The sequence below is a fragment of the Streptomyces sp. NPDC002309 genome (assembly GCF_053593375.1).
This window is the reverse complement of the sequence record NZ_JBSFCI010000005.1, coordinates 115,175-132,794: the sequence shown is the minus strand read 5'-3', so window position 1 is coordinate 132,794 and position 17,620 is coordinate 115,175. Positions and strand designations below refer to the sequence as shown.

Sequence of the window (17,620 nt, the reverse complement as noted above, 5' to 3'; positions counted from 1 at the left end):
CGGCGCATGACGAATCACGGCGAATCGACTGGATCCTTCGAAAACGGCGAGGTGAACGGACGGGGCGAGGCGCATCGGCGGCACGGGCACGAGCGCCACGATGGCGGCCGCGGGCCGCGCGACGGCGGGCGCGAGCTCCAGGACGACGGGCACGGGCAGTGCGACGGCGATATCCGTGCGCGAGGCGACGGCGATTTTCCCGCGCCGAACCACGGCGACGCCAACGACGCCGGCTCCACGAACGGTGACGGGCCGCCCGCGACCCACCACGTCACCCTGCGCACCCCGGCCGAGCTGGCCGACGCTCTGCCGTATCTGCTCGGTTATCGCCCGGAGGACAGCATCGTCGTCGCCGCGCTCCACGGCGGGCGCGGGCGTTTCGGCGGTCGGGCGCGATTGGGTATCCCGGCGAATCCGGACGACTGGGAGTCCGTCGCCGGGCAGCTGGCGCGGGGCCTCGTCCGGGGAAGCGAGCGCAGAGGAGCACGGCCGGAACAGATCGTGGCGTACGTCTGCCAGGAACCCCGCGAAGGAGAAACCGGCCGGCAGGTCATGGAGCGGCTCCGCCCGCTGGCCCACCAGCTGCGCTACCAGTGCGGTCAACTCGACGTGCCGGTGATCGAGGCCCTGTGCATCTCCGACAGCCGCTTCTGGTCGTACTGCTGTGAGAACAAGACATGCTGCCCGGACGAGGGCCTGCCCATGGGCTTGCCGGGCACCTCCGTTCTGGCCGCCGCGGCCACATATGCGGGTCTTCAGGTGCGCGGGACCCTGCGTGAGCTGAGGACGAGGCTCCAGCCCTGGGAGACGGCCGCGGCCCTGGAGCAGGAAGCCGCGCTGGACGCCGGGAGCATGGCCCTCGTCCCCCGGATGCTCGACGGGACCAGTCGCCCGGGCGTGGCCGAGGAGACGGTGGAGCTCGCCCGGCGGGCCATGAGCCGGCTGGCCGACGCGCCGCCCGCTTCCGGCGCGTTCATGGCGGACCTGCGCGACGACGGCCTCCTGCGCAACGAGGAAGCGGCGGCCCTGGTTCTCGGCCTTCAGGACCGCACCACCCGCGACCGGGTGGCCGAGTGGATGGAGGGCGACGAGGCGGCGCTCGCGCTACGGCTCTGGCGAGCCCTGGCCCGCCGCTGCGTCGGCTCCTACGGCGAGCACGCGGCGGCACCCCTCACACTCGCGGGCTGGGTGACCTGGTCGACCGGCGACGACCTCGAAGCACGAGAGGCGTTGGCCATGGCATTGGGCGCCGATCACGACTATCTGTTCGCCCGGCTCCTGCACCAGGCCGTCAACGAGGGGCTGGATCCGGAGTCGATCCGCCGCTGCCTGCGTGCGGAACGGGACGACCGAGCGCGGATCACGCCTCAGGTGCTCGACGCGACGCAGGAGATGGAAGGCGTCGAGACGAGTCAGGGCGTCGACCGCGGTGCGGGTGGGGGAGCTGGGGCCGAGTCGGTGACGGGTTCGCGGCCCGGCAGCCAGGACGCGTCCGCCGGTGAGGGCGAGGACCTGCGTTCCCTGGTGGATCAGGCGGTGCGGACGAAGGCGTTGCCACGGCGCGAGGTGCCGGCGGGCGGTACTCGCCCGGGGTACGGGCGCAGCGGAGGCACGCGTCCGCCCTTGCCGGTGCGGGGAGGTCCACGGCGCCGCGGCGCTGCTCGGCACGGCGTTGCCCCTGCTCGCCGCGACGGGGAGGGAGAGGTATGAGCGACGGTCCACTGAGCTGCCGTATCGGTCGGAGACCGGGTGCTGACCGGCGTGTGATGCCCGGCAGAGGTGCGGGCGTGGAGTGTGGGGGCGCGGAGTCCGCCCGGCGTTTCGCCGGGTCGACCGGGTACGGGCGTGACCCGAAGGCGGTCCTCTCCGTTCACCCGAGTGGCGGAACGCCTGGACGGGTGGTGTCGCCGAGACGTGATGTCCCGACGGAGCCTCGTCCCCGGAGCCGGTCCCGCACCGGCCCGAGGCGCACAGAGCGCAGAGGAAGCAGCCCGATGCACCAGTCGACTCCGCCCTCCGCCGACCGCACCACCCGGGGGCGGCACGCGCCACGGCCCGGGCCGGGCACGGGACCGCCACAGCGGACCGACGGACTCGGGCATCGGGAGCCCTTCATGAACGGCGGAGGACCCCCGCCTCGCTCGGCAGGTCAGGACCCAGCACCTCTGCCCGAGCCGATGGACGAAGCCTCGGCAACGATGAACGAAGCCTCGGCGCCGATGGCCGAGCGCAGGGGCGAGGACCCGACATCCATGCTCAGGGGCGACGACCCGACATCCATGCTCAGGGAGGAGGACCCCGGAGCTACCTTCCTCAGCGGTCGAGCCCGCCCGCAGGCTGCGCCCACGACCCGCAACTCACCCGCACCGTCCTTCACACAGCCGCCACCCCAGTCCCGTCCCGCAGCGCCGCCTGAGTCCCGTCCCATAGCGTCACCTCATTCCCGTCCCATCGCGCCGCTCCAGTCCCGTCCCGCAGCGCCATCGCCTCCTCACCCCGGCGAGTTGCCGTCCACTCACACCGTCATGATCTGCGTCGCTCTTCCATGCCTCGCTGTTTCCACTGAGCAGGGGCAGTTGACCGGGCAGGGCTTGGAAGGCTTCTACCGCGCGGGCCGGCGATTGCTCTCCCGGTGCCAGGTCCGCGTGGCCGGGCGGGAACCGCTACCGGTGCAGGCCCGGATGACCGGTGCCGACAGCGCCCGCTTCGTGGGCACGCTGCGGGCCTCGCCGCACGCGGGACCGGACCCGGACGTCGTGGTCGAGCGCACGCGGCATGCGGACGGCACGGAGCGGATCACGCTGCACAGCGCGGCTCCTCGTGCTCTGCGCCTGCCCGTCGAGGTCGCCCTCGGCACGGACCTGGCGGTGCTGGGAGCGATCGCCTCCGGCACCCCGGGGCAGGAGGTGCCGGCCAGTGTGCATGACGGGGGTCTGCGCTGGACCGACGGGATGACTGCTTCGTCGGTCACGGCGGACCCACCGCCGGTCGACGCCCTGGCGTCAGCCGGCCTGCTGCGCTGGGAGGTCGAACTGCCCCCGGGCAGCAGCGCGACCGTCGAATTGAGGGTCCGCACGGCTGAGGGCGCGGGGCCGGTTCGCGCCGCCGGCCGTGTGGCGACGAGTCCTCTGGCCCAGGTCGAGGTGTCGGGTGACGACTCGCGGGTGCGGAGGTACCTGCGGACCAGCCTCGACGACCTGCAGTCGCTGGTGTTGCGTGATCCCGACCATCCGGCGGACCTGTATCTCGCCGCCGGCGCACCTTGGCGGTGCGGCCTCGCCCCAGCGGAGGCACTTGTGGCCGCGAGGATGGCGTTGCCGCTCGGAACCCGGCTCGCCACGGGAACCATGCGTGCTCTCGCGCGCACCCAACTCACCGGCCCGGGGAAGCAGTCCGGCATGATCCCCGGGCCGCGCCGGGACGCGGGCGCTCACCTTCCGCCCGCATGCACCGCTACGGAGGCCACGCTGCTCTTCCCCGCGCTCCTCGCGGAGGCCCGCCGTTGGGGGATGCCGGAGCACGAGGTGGAGGAGCTGCTGCCGGCCGCCGAGCGGTGTCTGGCCTGGCTGCGGACCGCCGTCGGCGACGGCACGTACCTGTGCGACCCGCGCCCCGGTGGCCCCGCCCGGTGCGAGACGCAGGCACACGCCCATCGCGCGGCGCTGCTGGGCGCCGATCTCCTCGACGCCTTCGGCAGGCCGGGTGGTGCCGGGCTGCGGGAGTGGGCGTCGGCACTGCGGTCCAGGTTCAGGGCCCACTTCTGGGTCGACGGACCGGGAGGCGGGCGACCGGCTGCGGCCCGCTCCCCTGACGGTCGCCCCGTGCCGCACCTCGCGGCTACCGCGGTCCACCTCCTGGACACCGGGCTGCTGGGCGGGGGCGAACTGGCACCGGGGCTGCTCGACCGGGTCCAGACCGAACAACTGGCCCGGCTCCTGGGCAGCCCGGCCATGGACTCGGGGTGGGGGCTGCGCGGGCTGGGTGCCAAGGAGGCGGGCTACAACCCGTTCGGTCACCGCAGCGGTGCCGTACGAATCCCGGAGACGGCGACAGCGGTGGCGGGACTGGCTGCCGCGGGGTTCGAGAAGGAGGCGGGGGCGCTGCTGAGGGGCCTGCTGTCGGCTGCCGAGGCGTTCGACCATCGGCTGCCCGAGATGTATGCGGGGGAACAGCGTGGCGACGGGCGCACCCCTCTTCCCCATCCGGCTGCCTGCCGTCCAGCCGCGACCACGGCCGCCGCCGGGATTCTGCTGCTCACCACTCTCGCGGGCGTCCGTCCGGACGCCCCCGCCGGCACGGTCAGGCTGCGTCCGGTCCGCAGCGCGCCCCTGGGCGAGATCACCCTGAACGGATTACGGGTCGCGGGTGCCCCCTTCTCCGTACGGGTCAGCCGCCTCGGCCTCGCCATGGTGGAGGAGGCGGCGGAGGGACTGCAGCTGAGGGTGTGAGGGGAAGAGCCGTTCGCGAGGTCGAAGGGGCGCGTCCGCGGGACGTCGTGTGACGGCCGGTAGCCGCAGGTGAAGCCAGTACCGCCCGGGTGCGGAGTGGCCTTCGGCGGGGTCGACGAGGGGAGTGTTTATCGTCAGGCAGACGACTATGATCACGGCATGCCCTACGACCCGTCAGCCTTTCCACCTTTCGCTGTGACCGTGGACCTGGTCGTGCTGACCGTGCGTCGCCATGCGCTGTGCGCGCTGGCGGTACGCAGGGGCGAGCAGCCGTTCCAGGGGCGCTGGGCGCTCCCGGGAGGCTTCGTGCGGGACGACGAGGACCTCTCGCAGGCCGCCGCACGCGAACTGGTCGAGGAGACCGGGCTCTGCGTTCACGACCCCGCCGTCCCCACCCAGGACAACGGTGCCCATTTGGAGCAACTCGCGACCTACGGCGATCCCCGACGCGACCCCCGGATGCGTGTCGTCAGCGTCGCGCACCTCGCCCTGGCCCCTGACCTGCCCGCACCGCGCGCGGGCGGCGACGCCAGCAATGCCCGCTGGGCGCCGGTCGAGGAACTGCTGCAACAGGGTGGCTCCGGCCGCGACGGCGAGCCGCTGGCACCCCTGGCCTTCGATCACGCCCAGATCCTCGCGGACGGGGTGGAGCGCGCCCGATCCAAGATCGAGTACTCGTCGCTGGCCACGGCGTTCTGCCCTCAGGAGTTCACTGTCGGAGAGCTGCGCCGCGTCTACGAGGCGGTCTGGGGAGTGGCGCTGGACCCACGCAACTTCCACCGAAAGGTGACGGGTACACCGGGCTTTCTGGTGCCCACGGGCGGTACCACGACACGGCAGGGCGGCCGTCCGGCACAGCTCTTCCGCGCGGGCGGGGCGACGCTGCTGAACCCGCCCATGCTGCGGCCGGAGGTGTAACGGCGGCCGTGTCAGCGGACGCCGGGGCGGAGCCGGGGCGAGTGAAAGCCCGAAGCCGGTCGGATCCGGGTGTGATCTGTCCGGTCGCGCTATGCGGAGCACCGTGTTAGGTGCCTGGAAAAACGGACATAGCACGCTATCTTGCTACGGGTGATCCAGGCCTTCGGACTGACCAGCAACTCCCGCAAGGACCTTCCGCCCGCCGTCGACGACGTCTCCTTCGAAGCGCCCGCGGACCGCGTCACCGCGCTGCTCGGAGATCCGGGTGCAGGAAAGACGACGGCCCTCAGGCTGATGCTCGAACTCCAACCGGGCCGCGGCATTACCTACTTCAGGGGCCGCCCCCTGCATCGCATCGACCACCCGTCCCATGAGGTCGGCGTCCTGTTGGGAGACGTGCCGGGGCACCCCGGCCGGACGGTTCGCGGCCATCTCCGCATGCTGTGCGCCGCCGCGGGGATCGCCGCCCGCCGGGCCGACGAGGTCCTGGAGGTGGTCGGCCTCGTCAGCCTCCGCGACGAGTGCCTCGGCACCCTCTCCCGTGGCATGGACCGACGCATGGGCCTTGCCTGTGCCCTGCTCCCCGACCCCCACACGCTCGTCCTCGACCAGTCCGCCGACGGGCTCTCCAGCCGTGAGAGCAACTGGCTCTACGGCATGCTGCGCGCCCACGCCTCCCAAGGCGGCACCGTCCTGGTCACCACGGCCGACCCCAAGGAGGCCGCGCGCACCGCTGACCGCGTCGTCACCCTGGAACGGGGCAAGGTCGTCGCGGACCAGGAGGCCAAGGAGTTCGCCCGCACCCGGCTGCGGCCGCGCGTCGTCGTCCACAGTCCGCACGCGGCCCGCCTCGCGGCCGCGCTCACCAAGGAGGCCCGCACCGCCCATCGCTCCGTCGAGGTCGTCATGGAGAGCGGCAACCGCCTGTCCGTGTACGGCAGTACCTGCGCCGACGTCGGCGAGGCGGCGTTCCGCCACAGCGTGCTCGTACTCAAACTCGCCGACGAGGTGGGCGACATGGGAGCGGGGGTCACGGGAGCGTTGCCGCTCGAACCCAAGCGGCCGCAGCAGTCGGGGTACTCGCTGCAGTCGCAGAACCTGATGCACGTGCAGCAGGTTCAGCCGGTCGGCGAGTGGACCTCGGTCGAGAAGGGGTTCGTGACGGAGCAACCGTCCTCGGTCGAGGAGGGGATCGAACCGGATCCGCGTCGCACGGGTGCCGGCCTTCCACGTCAGTCCGACAGCGGGTCGCAGAAGGACGCGGCTCAGTCGTCCGGCACGGTCGAGAGGGAGAAGGTCGGCGGGGTCGTCGGCGGCAAGGCGACCCCCGGCGGAGAAGCGATCGAGCAAGTCGCCACCGGCGGACCCGGCCCCCGGCCGATGCCCGCCCCACTTGCCGCAGACGCCACCGAAGAAGCCGCCACTGACGCCACCGCAGACGCCGCCACTGACACAGGCGCAGACGTCCTGCCTCCCGCCCATGGCAACCCACTGTCGACTCATGAACCGGCCGCCAAGAGCTCCCCGCTCACGGCCACCGACCCGCACCCTGGGCAAGTCCCCCCGCTGGACCCTGGCCCCTTCGCCGGCCGTCTCGCCCTCGCAGAGGAGGAGGCGCCCACCGACAACGGAACCCCTGAGCGCACCCCCTGCGCGGACGGCAACACCGCAACCGACCCCCACATCTCCGCCAACCGCACCTCGCCCGAGCGTCCTGACGGCCTGGACAGCCCCGGGACGTCCCGCCTCCCACCTCCCGACCGACGCCCCCCGGCGCCCTCGACCCTTTCAACCCTTCACCCCCCAACCCCCACCCCCGCAACCCCCCAGGAATCCCTCCCCGCACTCCCACCCCCCATCTCCGTCCACCCCGCGCCCACCCCCCTCCGCCCCCTCCGCTACGAACTCCGCCGGGCCACCGGTATCAGCACCGGGTTCGTCACCAGTGCCGCCGTGCTCGTCATGTCTGCGCTCACCGCCCTCGTGCTCGCGCGGATCGGGCACACCCCGCAGGCGCGGCTGCTCGCCGCGTGGCCGCAGCAACTGCCGCTGCCGCCCGCAGCACTCGGTGTCGGCCTGCTGGGGGCGTTGGCGTTCGGGGAGGAGTTCCGCCACCCCGCCCTGGCGGCGGATCGAGGCACCGTCCCTCGCCGCCTGGGGCTGCTCACCGCGAAGCTGCTCGTCGCGGCGGCCACCGCGCTCGCCCTCGCGATCCTGACGGTGGGCTGCAACGCCGAGGTCCTCTATCTCGTCCACGGGCAGGACCTCGCGCAGATCCCCGGTGACTGGCTCTCGCTGAGCGCGAGTTGGTTCGGGCTCATGGTGGGGTGCGCCTGGGCCGGCGTGCTCGCGGCCGGAGTCTTCCGGTCGACGACGGCGGGGCTGGCCGCCGTTCTCGCCGTACCGGTCCTGGTCGTGCCGCTCGTACAGAAGGTCGTCGAGGGAGCGTCCGTGCGAGCCGCCGCGGGGCTGCCGATGCGGATGAGGCAGATGTTTCTGCTGCAGTGGCCCTTCGGCGGGGAGCGATATCTGGAGGCCGCGGCGAGGGTCGTGGCCCAACCCGTGGGCAGTGCCCTCACGTTGTCGCTCACCGCGCTGCTCTGCGCGTATCTGTTCACGACCCTTCGCAGCAGGGTCCGATGACGGGCTTCTGACTACCCTCCGTGCTCTTCCGATCCGGTGCTGCGCACAACTCCCTCGGGAAAGCCCATTTCTTTCCGATAAGGCGTCAATTGCGACGGGGTGAGCGATCACCCTTTCGTGTGCTTTTCACCAAAGACCTCAAGGGAGTTGGAGACAGCGCCGACAAAGGATCCGTGAGTACCCTTGCGCACACCATGATGACCTCCGCCCGCTCCACCGACTCCGGTCTCGTCGGCCCGGGCGAACTCGACCGCTACCCGTATGCCGAGGCCCATGGCCCCGATCGCGTGAGCGCCCCCGTCTGGGAGGGCGCGGACCCGGAGCTCGGCCGTGTGGGCCGCCGCGCCGCGGGCAGCCGTGGCCGCGGACTGCACGGCCAACTCGTGCAGCAGCTGGGACAGATGATCGTCTCCGGCGATCTGGGGGCCGACCGCCCTCTGGTGCCTGAGGAGATCGGCCAGCGTTTCGAGGTGTCCCGCACCGTCGTCCGCGAGTCGCTCCGCGTGCTGGAGGCCAAGGGCCTGGTCAGCGCCCGCCCGAACGTCGGCACGCGCGTGCGTCCCGTCAGCGACTGGAACCTGCTCGACCCGGACATCATCGAATGGCGGGCCTTCGGTCCGCAGCGTGACGACCAGCGTCGCGAACTGAGCGAGCTGCGCTGGACCATCGAACCGCTGGCTGCCCGCCTGGCCGCCGGACACGGCCGGGAGGACGTCCAGCAGCGGCTGTCCGACATGGTCGAGATCATGGGTCACGCCATGGGGCAGGGTGACGCGATCACCTTCTCCCGTGCCGACGCCGAGTTCCACTCGCTGCTGATCCAGCTCGCGGGCAACCGCATGCTGGAGCACCTGTCCGGCATCGTCTCCGCCGCGCTCCAGGTCTCCGGTGGCCCGGTCACGGGTTGCGACCGGCCGAACGAGACGTCCCTGGCGCACCACGCCCGGATCGCCGACGCACTCGCCGCAGGCGACGGCGGGGCGGCCGAGGCGGCCATGCGGCAACTCTTGACCGTCCATCCCGAGGTGGAGCGCGTGGTGCCGGCGCCACGCGAGCACTGACGGCGGACCGCGGTGTGCCGCGGCCGGTAGGTGTCCGAGGTGTTCTCCTCCCCGGCGCCGCTCGGCCTTCCCGGTAGTGCTCGGTCGGCCGAGCGATCCCCTCGGGCCCCGCAGGTGCCATCTCGATCTGCGGGGTCCGGCGGCGCGGCGGCGGGCGGACAGGCGGGCAGGCGGAACGGCAGCCGGGACGGCGTGCCCGGTACCCGGCGTGCGCACAAACGGGCGGCCCGTCGCGACCCACGGACTGCCCGGGCGCGACAGGCGAGCGGTCCACGAGGGACAGGCGAGCGGACCGAGCGCGAGAGACGGGCGGACCGTGTGCGGGTCGCGACCGGGCCGACGACTCCCGGCGACCGGACCGACGACTCCCGGCGACCGGACTGACGACAGACGGACGAGTGACTGACGGTGGACCGTGGGACGATCTAAGCGGACCGAATCTAAGCCTCAGGTGACCCCCTATGTCATTATCTGACCGTTTTTGAGCGCTTACGGGGTGTGACTCGGGCCACGCAGATTGGGCGTAACACTCGTCGAAACAGCGCGATGACCTAAGAGGTGACAGCCGAGAAGGGAACACGCGCGCCGTGCAAGGCGTTGTGATTCCTCCCGGCCCCCGCCCGCGCCGTCGGCCCATCCCCAAGCCGGCGGTCGGCTCCTGTCCGCCGTGGACGGAGCCGGAAGTCGTTTTCCAACGTTCCGAGAGGTTGTTCGTGTCGGCCAGCACATCCCGTACGCTCCCGCCGGAGATCGCCGAGTCCGTCTCTGTCATGGCGCTCATCGAGCGGGGAAAGGCTGAGGGGCAGATCGCCGGCGACGACGTGCGTCGGGCCTTCGAAGCTGACCAGATCCCGGCCACTCAGTGGAAGAACGTACTGCGCAGCCTCAACCAGATCCTCGAGGAAGAGGGTGTGACGCTGATGGTCAGTGCCGCGGAACCCAAGCGCACCCGCAAGAGCGTCGCAGCGAAGAGTCCGGCCAAGCGCACCGCGACCAAGACGGTCGCGGCGAAGACGGTGGCGACCCGTAAGACCTCCGCCACCACGGCCGCACCGGCCGCGCCCGCCGTCGACGATCCGGCCGAGGAAGCCGCGTCCACGAAGAAGGCCGCCGCCAAGAAGACCGCCGTCAAGAAGGCGACCGCGAAGAAGACCGTCGCGGCGAAGAAGACGGCCGCGCCCAAGAAGTCCGACGCCAAGAAGGACGACGTCGAGCTCCTCGAAGAGGAGGCGCTGGAAGAGCCCAAGGGAGCCACCGAGGAGCCCGAGGGTACCGAGAGCGCCGGGTTCGTGCTGTCCGACGAGGACGAGGACGACGCGCCCGCTCAGCAGGTCGCCGCCGCCGGCGCCACGGCCGACCCGGTCAAGGACTACCTGAAGCAGATCGGCAAGGTCCCCCTGCTCAACGCAGAGCAGGAAGTGGAGCTGGCCAAGCGTATCGAGGCGGGTCTCTTCGCCGAGGACAAGCTCGCCAACTCCGACAAGCTGGCGCCGAAGCTCAAGCGCGAGCTGGAGATCATCGCCGAGGACGGCCGCCGCGCCAAGAACCACCTGCTGGAGGCCAACCTCCGTCTGGTGGTCTCCCTGGCCAAGCGTTACACCGGCCGCGGCATGCTCTTCCTGGACCTGATCCAGGAGGGCAACCTCGGTCTGATCCGCGCGGTCGAGAAGTTCGACTACACCAAGGGCTACAAGTTCTCCACGTACGCCACCTGGTGGATCCGTCAGGCGATCACCCGCGCGATGGCCGACCAGGCCCGCACCATCCGTATCCCGGTGCACATGGTCGAGGTCATCAACAAGCTCGCGCGCGTGCAGCGTCAGATGCTCCAGGACCTGGGCCGTGAGCCCACCCCGGAGGAGCTGGCCAAGGAACTCGACATGACCCCCGAGAAGGTCATCGAGGTCCAGAAGTACGGCCGCGAGCCGATCTCGCTGCACACCCCGCTCGGCGAGGACGGCGACAGCGAGTTCGGTGACCTCATCGAGGACTCCGAGGCTGTCGTCCCGGCCGACGCGGTCAGCTTCACGCTTCTGCAGGAGCAGCTGCACTCCGTCCTCGACACCCTGTCCGAGCGCGAGGCCGGCGTCGTCTCGATGCGCTTCGGTCTCACCGACGGGCAGCCGAAGACCCTCGACGAGATCGGCAAGGTGTACGGCGTCACACGCGAGCGCATCCGCCAGATCGAGTCCAAGACCATGTCGAAGCTGCGCCACCCGTCGCGTTCGCAGGTGCTGCGCGACTACCTGGACTAGGTCGTCCGTACCGGACGAAGGCCCGGCCACCCGAAGGGGTGCCGGGCCTTCGTGCTGGGCCGAGCGGGTGCGAGGAGTCGCGGCCTGAATCACTCTGGGTGTCTCACGAACCCCCCAGAGTGAGGAGCAGAGATGCGTCGTCCCCATGCCCGGGCCCTGGCCCGGCCGCTGGTCCTGGCGGCCGCGGCGACCGCGATACCCCTGGCCACCGCCGTTCCGGCCGCCTCGGACGGCATAGTCGTCGGCGGGTTTCCGGTCGACGCCGCCGACAGTCCCTACACGGTCGCACTGTCCAGTCGTGACCGGTTCGGAGGTACGCGCTCGGGTCAGTTCTGCGGTGCGGTCGCGGTGGGCCGGACCACCGTTCTCACCGCGGCGCACTGCCTGGGGGAGGACGTTCTGGGCAAGCCGCCAGGCAAGGTACGCGACCTCAAGGTCATCGCGGGCCGTACGGATCTGCGCACGGCCGAGGGGCAGGAGATCCCGGTCCGTGAGACATGGGTGAATCCCGCGTACGACCACATCAGCAACGCCGGCGACTTCGCGGTACTCACACTCGCCGAGGAACTTCCGGAGAAGGCGGTCATCCCCATGGCCGCGGCGGGCGATTCCGCGTACGCGGCCGAGACGAACGCCACGGTCTACGGCTGGGGCGATATCACCGGAGCCGGAAACTACCCCTCCGGCCTGCGGGCCGCGCGCGTGCGCGTACTGCCTGACGCGCTCTGCGAGAGGGCGTATCCGGGCAGCGACGACGGCACCTACCGCGCGGACGCCATGGTGTGCGCGGGTCAGCGGGTGGGAGGCCGGGACGCCTGCCAGGGGGACAGCGGAGGACCACTGGTCGCCGAGGGGCGGCTGATCGGCCTGGTGTCATGGGGCAGCGGCTGTGGACGACCGGGCAGCCCGGGTGTCTACACGCGGGTGTCGGACATCCTCAAGAAACTGGGCTGGGACCGCCCCGCACAGGCGCAGGCGCCGGAGCGCCCCGCACAGGCCCCCGAGCGCCTTACGCCCAAGGAAGGCCGTACGCCCAAGGAAAGCCGTCCGCGCATGGAAAACAGTGCGCCCAAGGAAGCGCACAAAAAAAGCCATGTGCCGAAGGAGGGTCCCGGGAACATGCCCGGTAATCCCGTACGGCTTTTCTGACGGAGCCTGAGCGGGACTCCCGTCGGGGAGCCCTGGCCAGGTGTTCCTACAGGGCCGCTGAGAGTGAGTGGACGAGGACGGGCGGCCGCCTGACAGGGCGGCCGCCCGTTCACCGGTCTGTACCGGAGCTCGTCGTGGACGCTAGGCGTCAGCGCTCATCATCGGAAGCGGTCGCGGGAGCAGCCGCCGTGAGCCGCTCCGTCTCGTCCTGTATCTCAGCGGCGATCTTCTTGAGTTCCGGCTCGAACTTGCGGCCATGGTGCGCGCAGAAGAGCAGCTCTCCGCCGCTGAGCAGCACGACGCGCAGGTATGCCTGGGCGCCGCAACGGTCGCAGCGATCAGCCGCGGTCAGCGGGCTCGCGGGGGTCAGAACAGTAGTCACGTCGCCTCTTCTCTAGCTCGACGAGCTGTCGTACCAGGGTCAACATCCAACCAGCCCGAAAACGTTCCCGCTCGTGGCGTTTCCTCGAAAAAAATCTTCGAGGTGGCTGTCTGCTGCCGGTTGGCGGCGAATGTGCCGTATTACGTGTCGCTGTGTCTTACGGGTTCGCGCAGTCTGTCGGTGTCGGTGCCCTCCCCGGCCGGCTTGCCGGTTGTTCAGGAGGACGTGCCCGGAGCCTAAATGGTTCATGCCTCGAAGGGAACGTGATATGTGCTTCACTCGAACGAGGGATCGAACACGTATGCGATCGTGGACTAGTCTGAGTTCTGGACGAGGGTGGCGTTACATCGGCTCTACCAGGCCTCGGTACCCTCTGATCGGCTACCGGAGCCGCGCCCTTACCCCAATGGGCCCCACATGAAATTCAGCGAGGAGCGAACCGCGTGACCGCCGAAACGTCCGTGCCGTCCACAGCGCTGCTGGCAGGAGCAGACCGGGACGGTTCCAACTACACCGCGCGGCACCTGCTCGTCCTGGAGGGACTCGAGGCCGTCCGCAAGCGCCCTGGCATGTACATCGGGTCGACGGACAGCCGTGGCCTGATGCACTGCCTGTGGGAGATCATCGACAACTCCGTGGACGAGGCCCTGGGCGGCTACTGCGACCACATCGACGTGATCCTGCACGACGACGGCTCGGTGGAGGTGCGCGACAACGGCCGCGGCATCCCGGTCGACGTCGAGCCCAAGACCGGCCTGTCCGGTGTCGAGGTCGTGATGACCAAGCTGCACGCCGGCGGCAAGTTCGGTGGCGGCTCCTACGCCGCCTCCGGCGGTCTGCACGGCGTGGGCGCCTCCGTGGTGAACGCCCTCTCCGCCCGGCTGGACGTCGAGGTCGACCGGAGCGGCCACACCCACGCGATCAGCTTCCGCCGCGGTGTGCCGGGTGCCTTCGCCACGGTGGGTCCCGACGCGAAGTTCGAATCCGGCAGCGGACTGCGCACGGCCAGGAAGATCCCCAAGACCCGCACCGGCACGCGCGTGCGTTACTGGGCCGACCGCCAGATCTTCCTCAAGGACGCCAAGCTCTCCCTGGAGCATCTGCACCAGCGCGCCCGCCAGACCGCGTTCCTCGTCCCCGGCCTGACCATCGTCGTCCGTGACGAGTACGGCCTCGGCGAGGGCGGCAGCAAGGGCGAGGAGTCGTTCCGCTTCGACGGCGGCATCAGCGAGTTCTGCGAGTTCCTGGCGACGGACAAGCCGGTCTGCGACGTCCTGCGGCTGTCCGGCCAGGGCACCTTCAGGGAGACCGTCCCCGTCCTGGACGAGCACGGCCAGATGACCCCGACCCAGGTCACCCGCGAACTCGACGTCGACGTCGCCATGCGCTGGGGAACGGGGTACGACACGACCCTCAAGTCGTTCGTGAACATCATCGCGACCCCCAAGGGCGGTACTCACGTCGCGGGCTTCGAGCAGGCCGTGACCAGCACGCTCAACGAGGTGCTGCGCGCCAAGAAGATGCTGCGGGTCGCCGAGGACGACGTCGTCAAGGACGACGCCCTGGAGGGCCTGACGGCGGTCGTGACCGTCCGTCTGGCCGAGCCGCAGTTCGAGGGCCAGACCAAGGAGGTCCTCGGCACCTCGGCGGCCCGTCGCATCGTGAGCACGGTGATCTCCAAGGAACTCAAGGCGTTCCTGACGTCCACGAAGCGGGACGCCGCCGCGCAGGCCCGGGTCGTCATGGAGAAGGCGGTCGCCGCCGCACGCACGCGTATCGCGGCCCGCCAGCACAAGGACGCGCAGCGCCGGAAGACGGCCCTGGAGACCTCGTCGCTGCCGGCCAAGCTCGCCGACTGCCGCAGCGACGACGTCGACCGCAGCGAACTGTTCATCGTCGAGGGCGACTCCGCGCTCGGCACCGCCAAGCTCGCCCGCAACTCCGAGTTCCAGGCGCTGCTGCCTATCCGCGGCAAGATCCTCAACGTCCAGAAGTCGTCCGTCACGGACATGCTCAAGAACGCCGAGTGCGGCGCGATCATCCAGGTCATAGGGGCGGGCTCCGGCCGGACCTTCGACCTCGACGCGGCCCGCTACGGCAAGATCATCATGATGACCGACGCCGATGTGGACGGCTCCCACATCCGCTGCCTGCTCCTGACGCTCTTCCAGCGCTACATGCGTCCGATGGTCGAGGCCGGCCGGGTGTTCGCCGCGGTGCCGCCGCTGCACCGGATCGAGATCGTCCAGCCCAAGAAGGGCCAGGACAAGTACGTCTACACGTACTCGGACCGTGAGCTGCGCGACAAACTCATGGAGTTCCAGAGCAAGGGCGTCCGCTACAAGGACTCGATCCAGCGCTACAAGGGTCTCGGAGAGATGGACGCCGACCAGCTGGCCGAGACCACCATGGACCCGCGCCACCGCACCCTGCGCCGCATCAACCTCGCCGACCTGGAGGCCGCGGAGCAGGTCTTCGACCTCCTGATGGGCAACGACGTCGCACCGCGCAAGGAGTTCATCTCCAACTCGGCGGCGACGCTGGACCGGTCGCGCATCGACGCATAGCGCAGAGTGGGGGCCACCAGTGGCTCCGGGTCACCTGATGGGGTGAAGAGCGGGAAGAAGAATAGTCAGGGATCTTCCCGCTCTGTCCATGCTTGGGCATGCCCTCAAGTGACGGTCGCCCCCTGCAGTTCGACGACCCCTGGTACGACTCCCTGGCCTCCGGCTGGGGCGATCAGGCCGGCCCCACCCCGCCCGTGGCACCCGCGCGCGGCAAGGAGCCGGACGCCGGCGACGTCTACCTCGAAGTGCAGCGCAGCGCGGCCTTCCAGGAGGTGCGCAGCCGGTACCTCAGGTTCGTGGTCCCCGCGGTGACCGGCTTCTTCCTCTGGTACGTGGCGTACGTCGTCGCCGCCACCACCGCGCCGGAGTTGATGGCGCGGCCCGTGGTCGGCGCGGTCAACGTGGCCCTGCTGGCAGGGCTCGGACAGTTCCTCACCACCTTCCTTCTGACCTGGGCCTACGCGCGGCACGCACGGCTGCGCCGGGACCGTGCCGCGCTCGAACTGCGCTGGGACACCCAGGAACTGACGCGCGGCGTCCGTGGCGGTGCCCTGTGACGGGCGATCATCAGACGCTGGGACTGCTGCTGTTCAGCGCGTTCATCGCCGTCACCCTCGGCATCACGACCTGGGTGAGCCGCAACCGGCAGGGTTCGGCGGAGGAGTTCTATGTCGGCGGGCGGCTCTTCTCGCCGATGGAGAATGGATTTGCCATCGCGGGCGACTACATGTCCGCAGCCTCCTTCCTGGGCATCTCCGGCCTCATCGCGCTGTTCGGGTACGACGGGATGCTGTACTCGGTGGGGTTCTTGGTGGCCTGGCTCGTCGTGTTGCTGCTGGTCGCCGAACTGGTGCGCAACTGCGGCAGGTTCACGCTCGCCGATGTGGTGGCCGCGCGGATGCGGGAGCGGCCGGTGCGGATCGCGGCGGGAACCTCCTCGGTCACCGTGTCCGTCATGTATCTGGTCGCGCAGATGGTCGGCGCGGGCAGCCTGGTCGCGCTGCTGCTGGGCGGGACCAGTGAGGCGGCGCGGTCATGGACGGTCGTCGGCGTCGGCGCGCTGATGGTGATCTACGTGTCGCTCGGAGGGATGCGCGCCACCACGTGGATCCAGATCGTGAAGGCGGTCCTGCTGATGGGCGGCGCGATCGCCCTGACCGTGCTCGTCCTGGCGCGCTTCCACGGCGACTTCGACCAGTTGCTGCGAGCCGCCGCCGCACGCAGCGGCCAGGGGGATGCGTTCCTCGCGCCCGGACTCAAGTACGGCGGTGACTGGACGGCCCGGTTCGACTTCATCAGCCTCGGGCTCGCCCTGGTGCTGGGCACGGCCGGGCTGCCGCACATCCTGTCCCGCTTCTACACCGTGCCCACCGCGCGCGCGGCCCGGCGTTCGGTGGTGTGGGCGATCGGTCTCATCGGCAGCTTCTACCTGATGACGATCGTCCTCGGCTTCGGCGCGGCGGCCATCGTCGGGCCGGGCGCGGTACGCGCGTCGAACGCCGCCGGGAACACGGCAGTCCCGCTGCTGGCCCTGGACCTGGGCGGCGGAGCGGGCTCCACGGGGGGAACGGTTCTCTTCGCGATCGTCGCCGCCATCGCCTTCGCCACCATCCTGGCGGTGGTCGCCGGCATCACCCTGGCCTCCTCGGCCTCCGTCGCGCACGACCTGTACGCGTCCTTGCGGCGCCGGAAGTCCGCGCCGCGCAGCGAGGTCGCCGTGGCACGCACCGCCGCGGTCGGCATCGGTGTCGTCGCCATCGCCCTCGGCCTGCTCGCGAGGGACCTCAACGTCGCCTTCCTGGTGGGCCTCGCCTTCGCCGTCGCCGCGTCGGCCAATCTGCCCGTGCTGCTCTACTCGCTCTTCTGGCGGCGCTTCACCACGCGCGGCGCCGTGTGGTCCGTCTACGGCGGGCTGATCCCGGCCGTGGCCCTCGTGGCGCTCTCGCCGGTCGTGTCGGGCAGCCCCGAATCGCTCTTCCCCGGCGTCGACTTCCAGTACTTCCCGCTGCAGAACCCCGGACTCGTCTCGATCCCCCTGGGCTTCCTCGCGGGCTGGCTCGGCACGGTCACGTCCACGGAGACCCCGGACGCCGCCAAGCACGCGGAGACGCAGGTGCGGGCGCTGACGGGGGCGGGAGCCGCCTGACGCGGTCGGTGCCTCGGCGTGAGGGGCACGACCTCCGTGGCGCCGCGATCG

The 17,620-nt window shown here is 70.6% G+C and carries 10 protein-coding genes and 1 pseudogene; 10 read left to right on the top strand and 1 reads right to left on the bottom strand.

Annotated features, from left to right (window positions below; translation table 11 throughout):
- Positions 1-6 precede the first annotated feature (6 nt).
- The 7 genes and pseudogenes from ACWCPM_RS06585 to ACWCPM_RS06555 form a co-directional block, all read left to right on the top strand.
- Positions 7-1,710 carry a DUF4192 domain-containing protein gene (locus tag ACWCPM_RS06585; protein ID WP_450975014.1) on the top strand — a complete coding sequence of 568 codons (1,704 nt, stop codon included), beginning with the start codon at positions 7-9 and terminating at the stop codon, positions 1,708-1,710.
- Positions 1,711-2,525: 815 nt separating this feature from the next.
- Positions 2,526-4,448, top strand: a complete 1,923-nt coding sequence (locus ACWCPM_RS06580) for a glycogen debranching N-terminal domain-containing protein (RefSeq protein ID WP_450975013.1) — start codon at positions 2,526-2,528, stop codon at positions 4,446-4,448.
- Between the two features lie 159 nt (positions 4,449-4,607).
- Positions 4,608-5,366 (top strand): NUDIX hydrolase, encoded by a 759-nt coding sequence (locus tag ACWCPM_RS06575; RefSeq protein WP_450975012.1) that lies wholly within the window; start codon positions 4,608-4,610, stop codon positions 5,364-5,366.
- Positions 5,367-5,516: 150 nt separating this feature from the next.
- Positions 5,517-8,009 (top strand): ATP-binding cassette domain-containing protein, encoded by a 2,493-nt coding sequence (locus ACWCPM_RS06570; protein ID WP_450975011.1) that lies wholly within the window; start codon positions 5,517-5,519, stop codon positions 8,007-8,009.
- Between the two features lie 173 nt (positions 8,010-8,182).
- On the top strand, positions 8,183-9,070 hold the full coding sequence (locus tag ACWCPM_RS06565; RefSeq protein WP_450975010.1) for a FadR/GntR family transcriptional regulator: 888 nt from the start codon (positions 8,183-8,185) through the stop codon (positions 9,068-9,070).
- Between the two features lie 713 nt (positions 9,071-9,783).
- Entirely contained in the window at positions 9,784-11,325 is a 1,542-nt protein-coding gene (locus ACWCPM_RS06560; protein ID WP_450975009.1) for an RNA polymerase sigma factor, read from the top strand.
- A gap of 132 nt (positions 11,326-11,457) precedes the next feature.
- Positions 11,458-12,300: pseudogene (locus ACWCPM_RS06555) on the top strand (S1 family peptidase); the annotation flags it as partial.
- 322 nt (positions 12,301-12,622) lie between these two features.
- On the opposite strand, the gene ACWCPM_RS06550 reads toward ACWCPM_RS06555, so the two are convergent.
- Positions 12,623-12,856 (bottom strand): DUF7455 domain-containing protein, encoded by a 234-nt coding sequence (locus ACWCPM_RS06550; RefSeq protein WP_450975008.1) that lies wholly within the window; start codon positions 12,854-12,856, stop codon positions 12,623-12,625.
- A 443-nt stretch (positions 12,857-13,299) separates the two neighbouring features.
- Here ACWCPM_RS06550 and ACWCPM_RS06545 point away from each other — a divergent pair, with 443 nt between their 5' ends.
- From ACWCPM_RS06545 to ACWCPM_RS06535, 3 genes are all read left to right on the top strand, one after another.
- Positions 13,300-15,423, top strand: a complete 2,124-nt coding sequence (locus ACWCPM_RS06545; protein ID WP_450975007.1) for a DNA gyrase/topoisomerase IV subunit B — start codon at positions 13,300-13,302, stop codon at positions 15,421-15,423.
- A 98-nt stretch (positions 15,424-15,521) separates the two neighbouring features.
- The gene (locus ACWCPM_RS06540) at positions 15,522-15,980 is read left to right on the top strand and encodes a DUF485 domain-containing protein (RefSeq protein ID WP_450975006.1); all 459 of its coding nucleotides are present in this window, start codon (positions 15,522-15,524) and stop codon (positions 15,978-15,980) included.
- Positions 15,977-17,569, top strand: a complete 1,593-nt coding sequence (locus ACWCPM_RS06535; protein WP_450975005.1) for a solute symporter family protein — start codon at positions 15,977-15,979, stop codon at positions 17,567-17,569. Before ACWCPM_RS06540 ends, ACWCPM_RS06535 begins: the two co-directional genes overlap by 4 nt.
- The last annotated feature ends 51 nt before the right edge of the window (positions 17,570-17,620 follow it).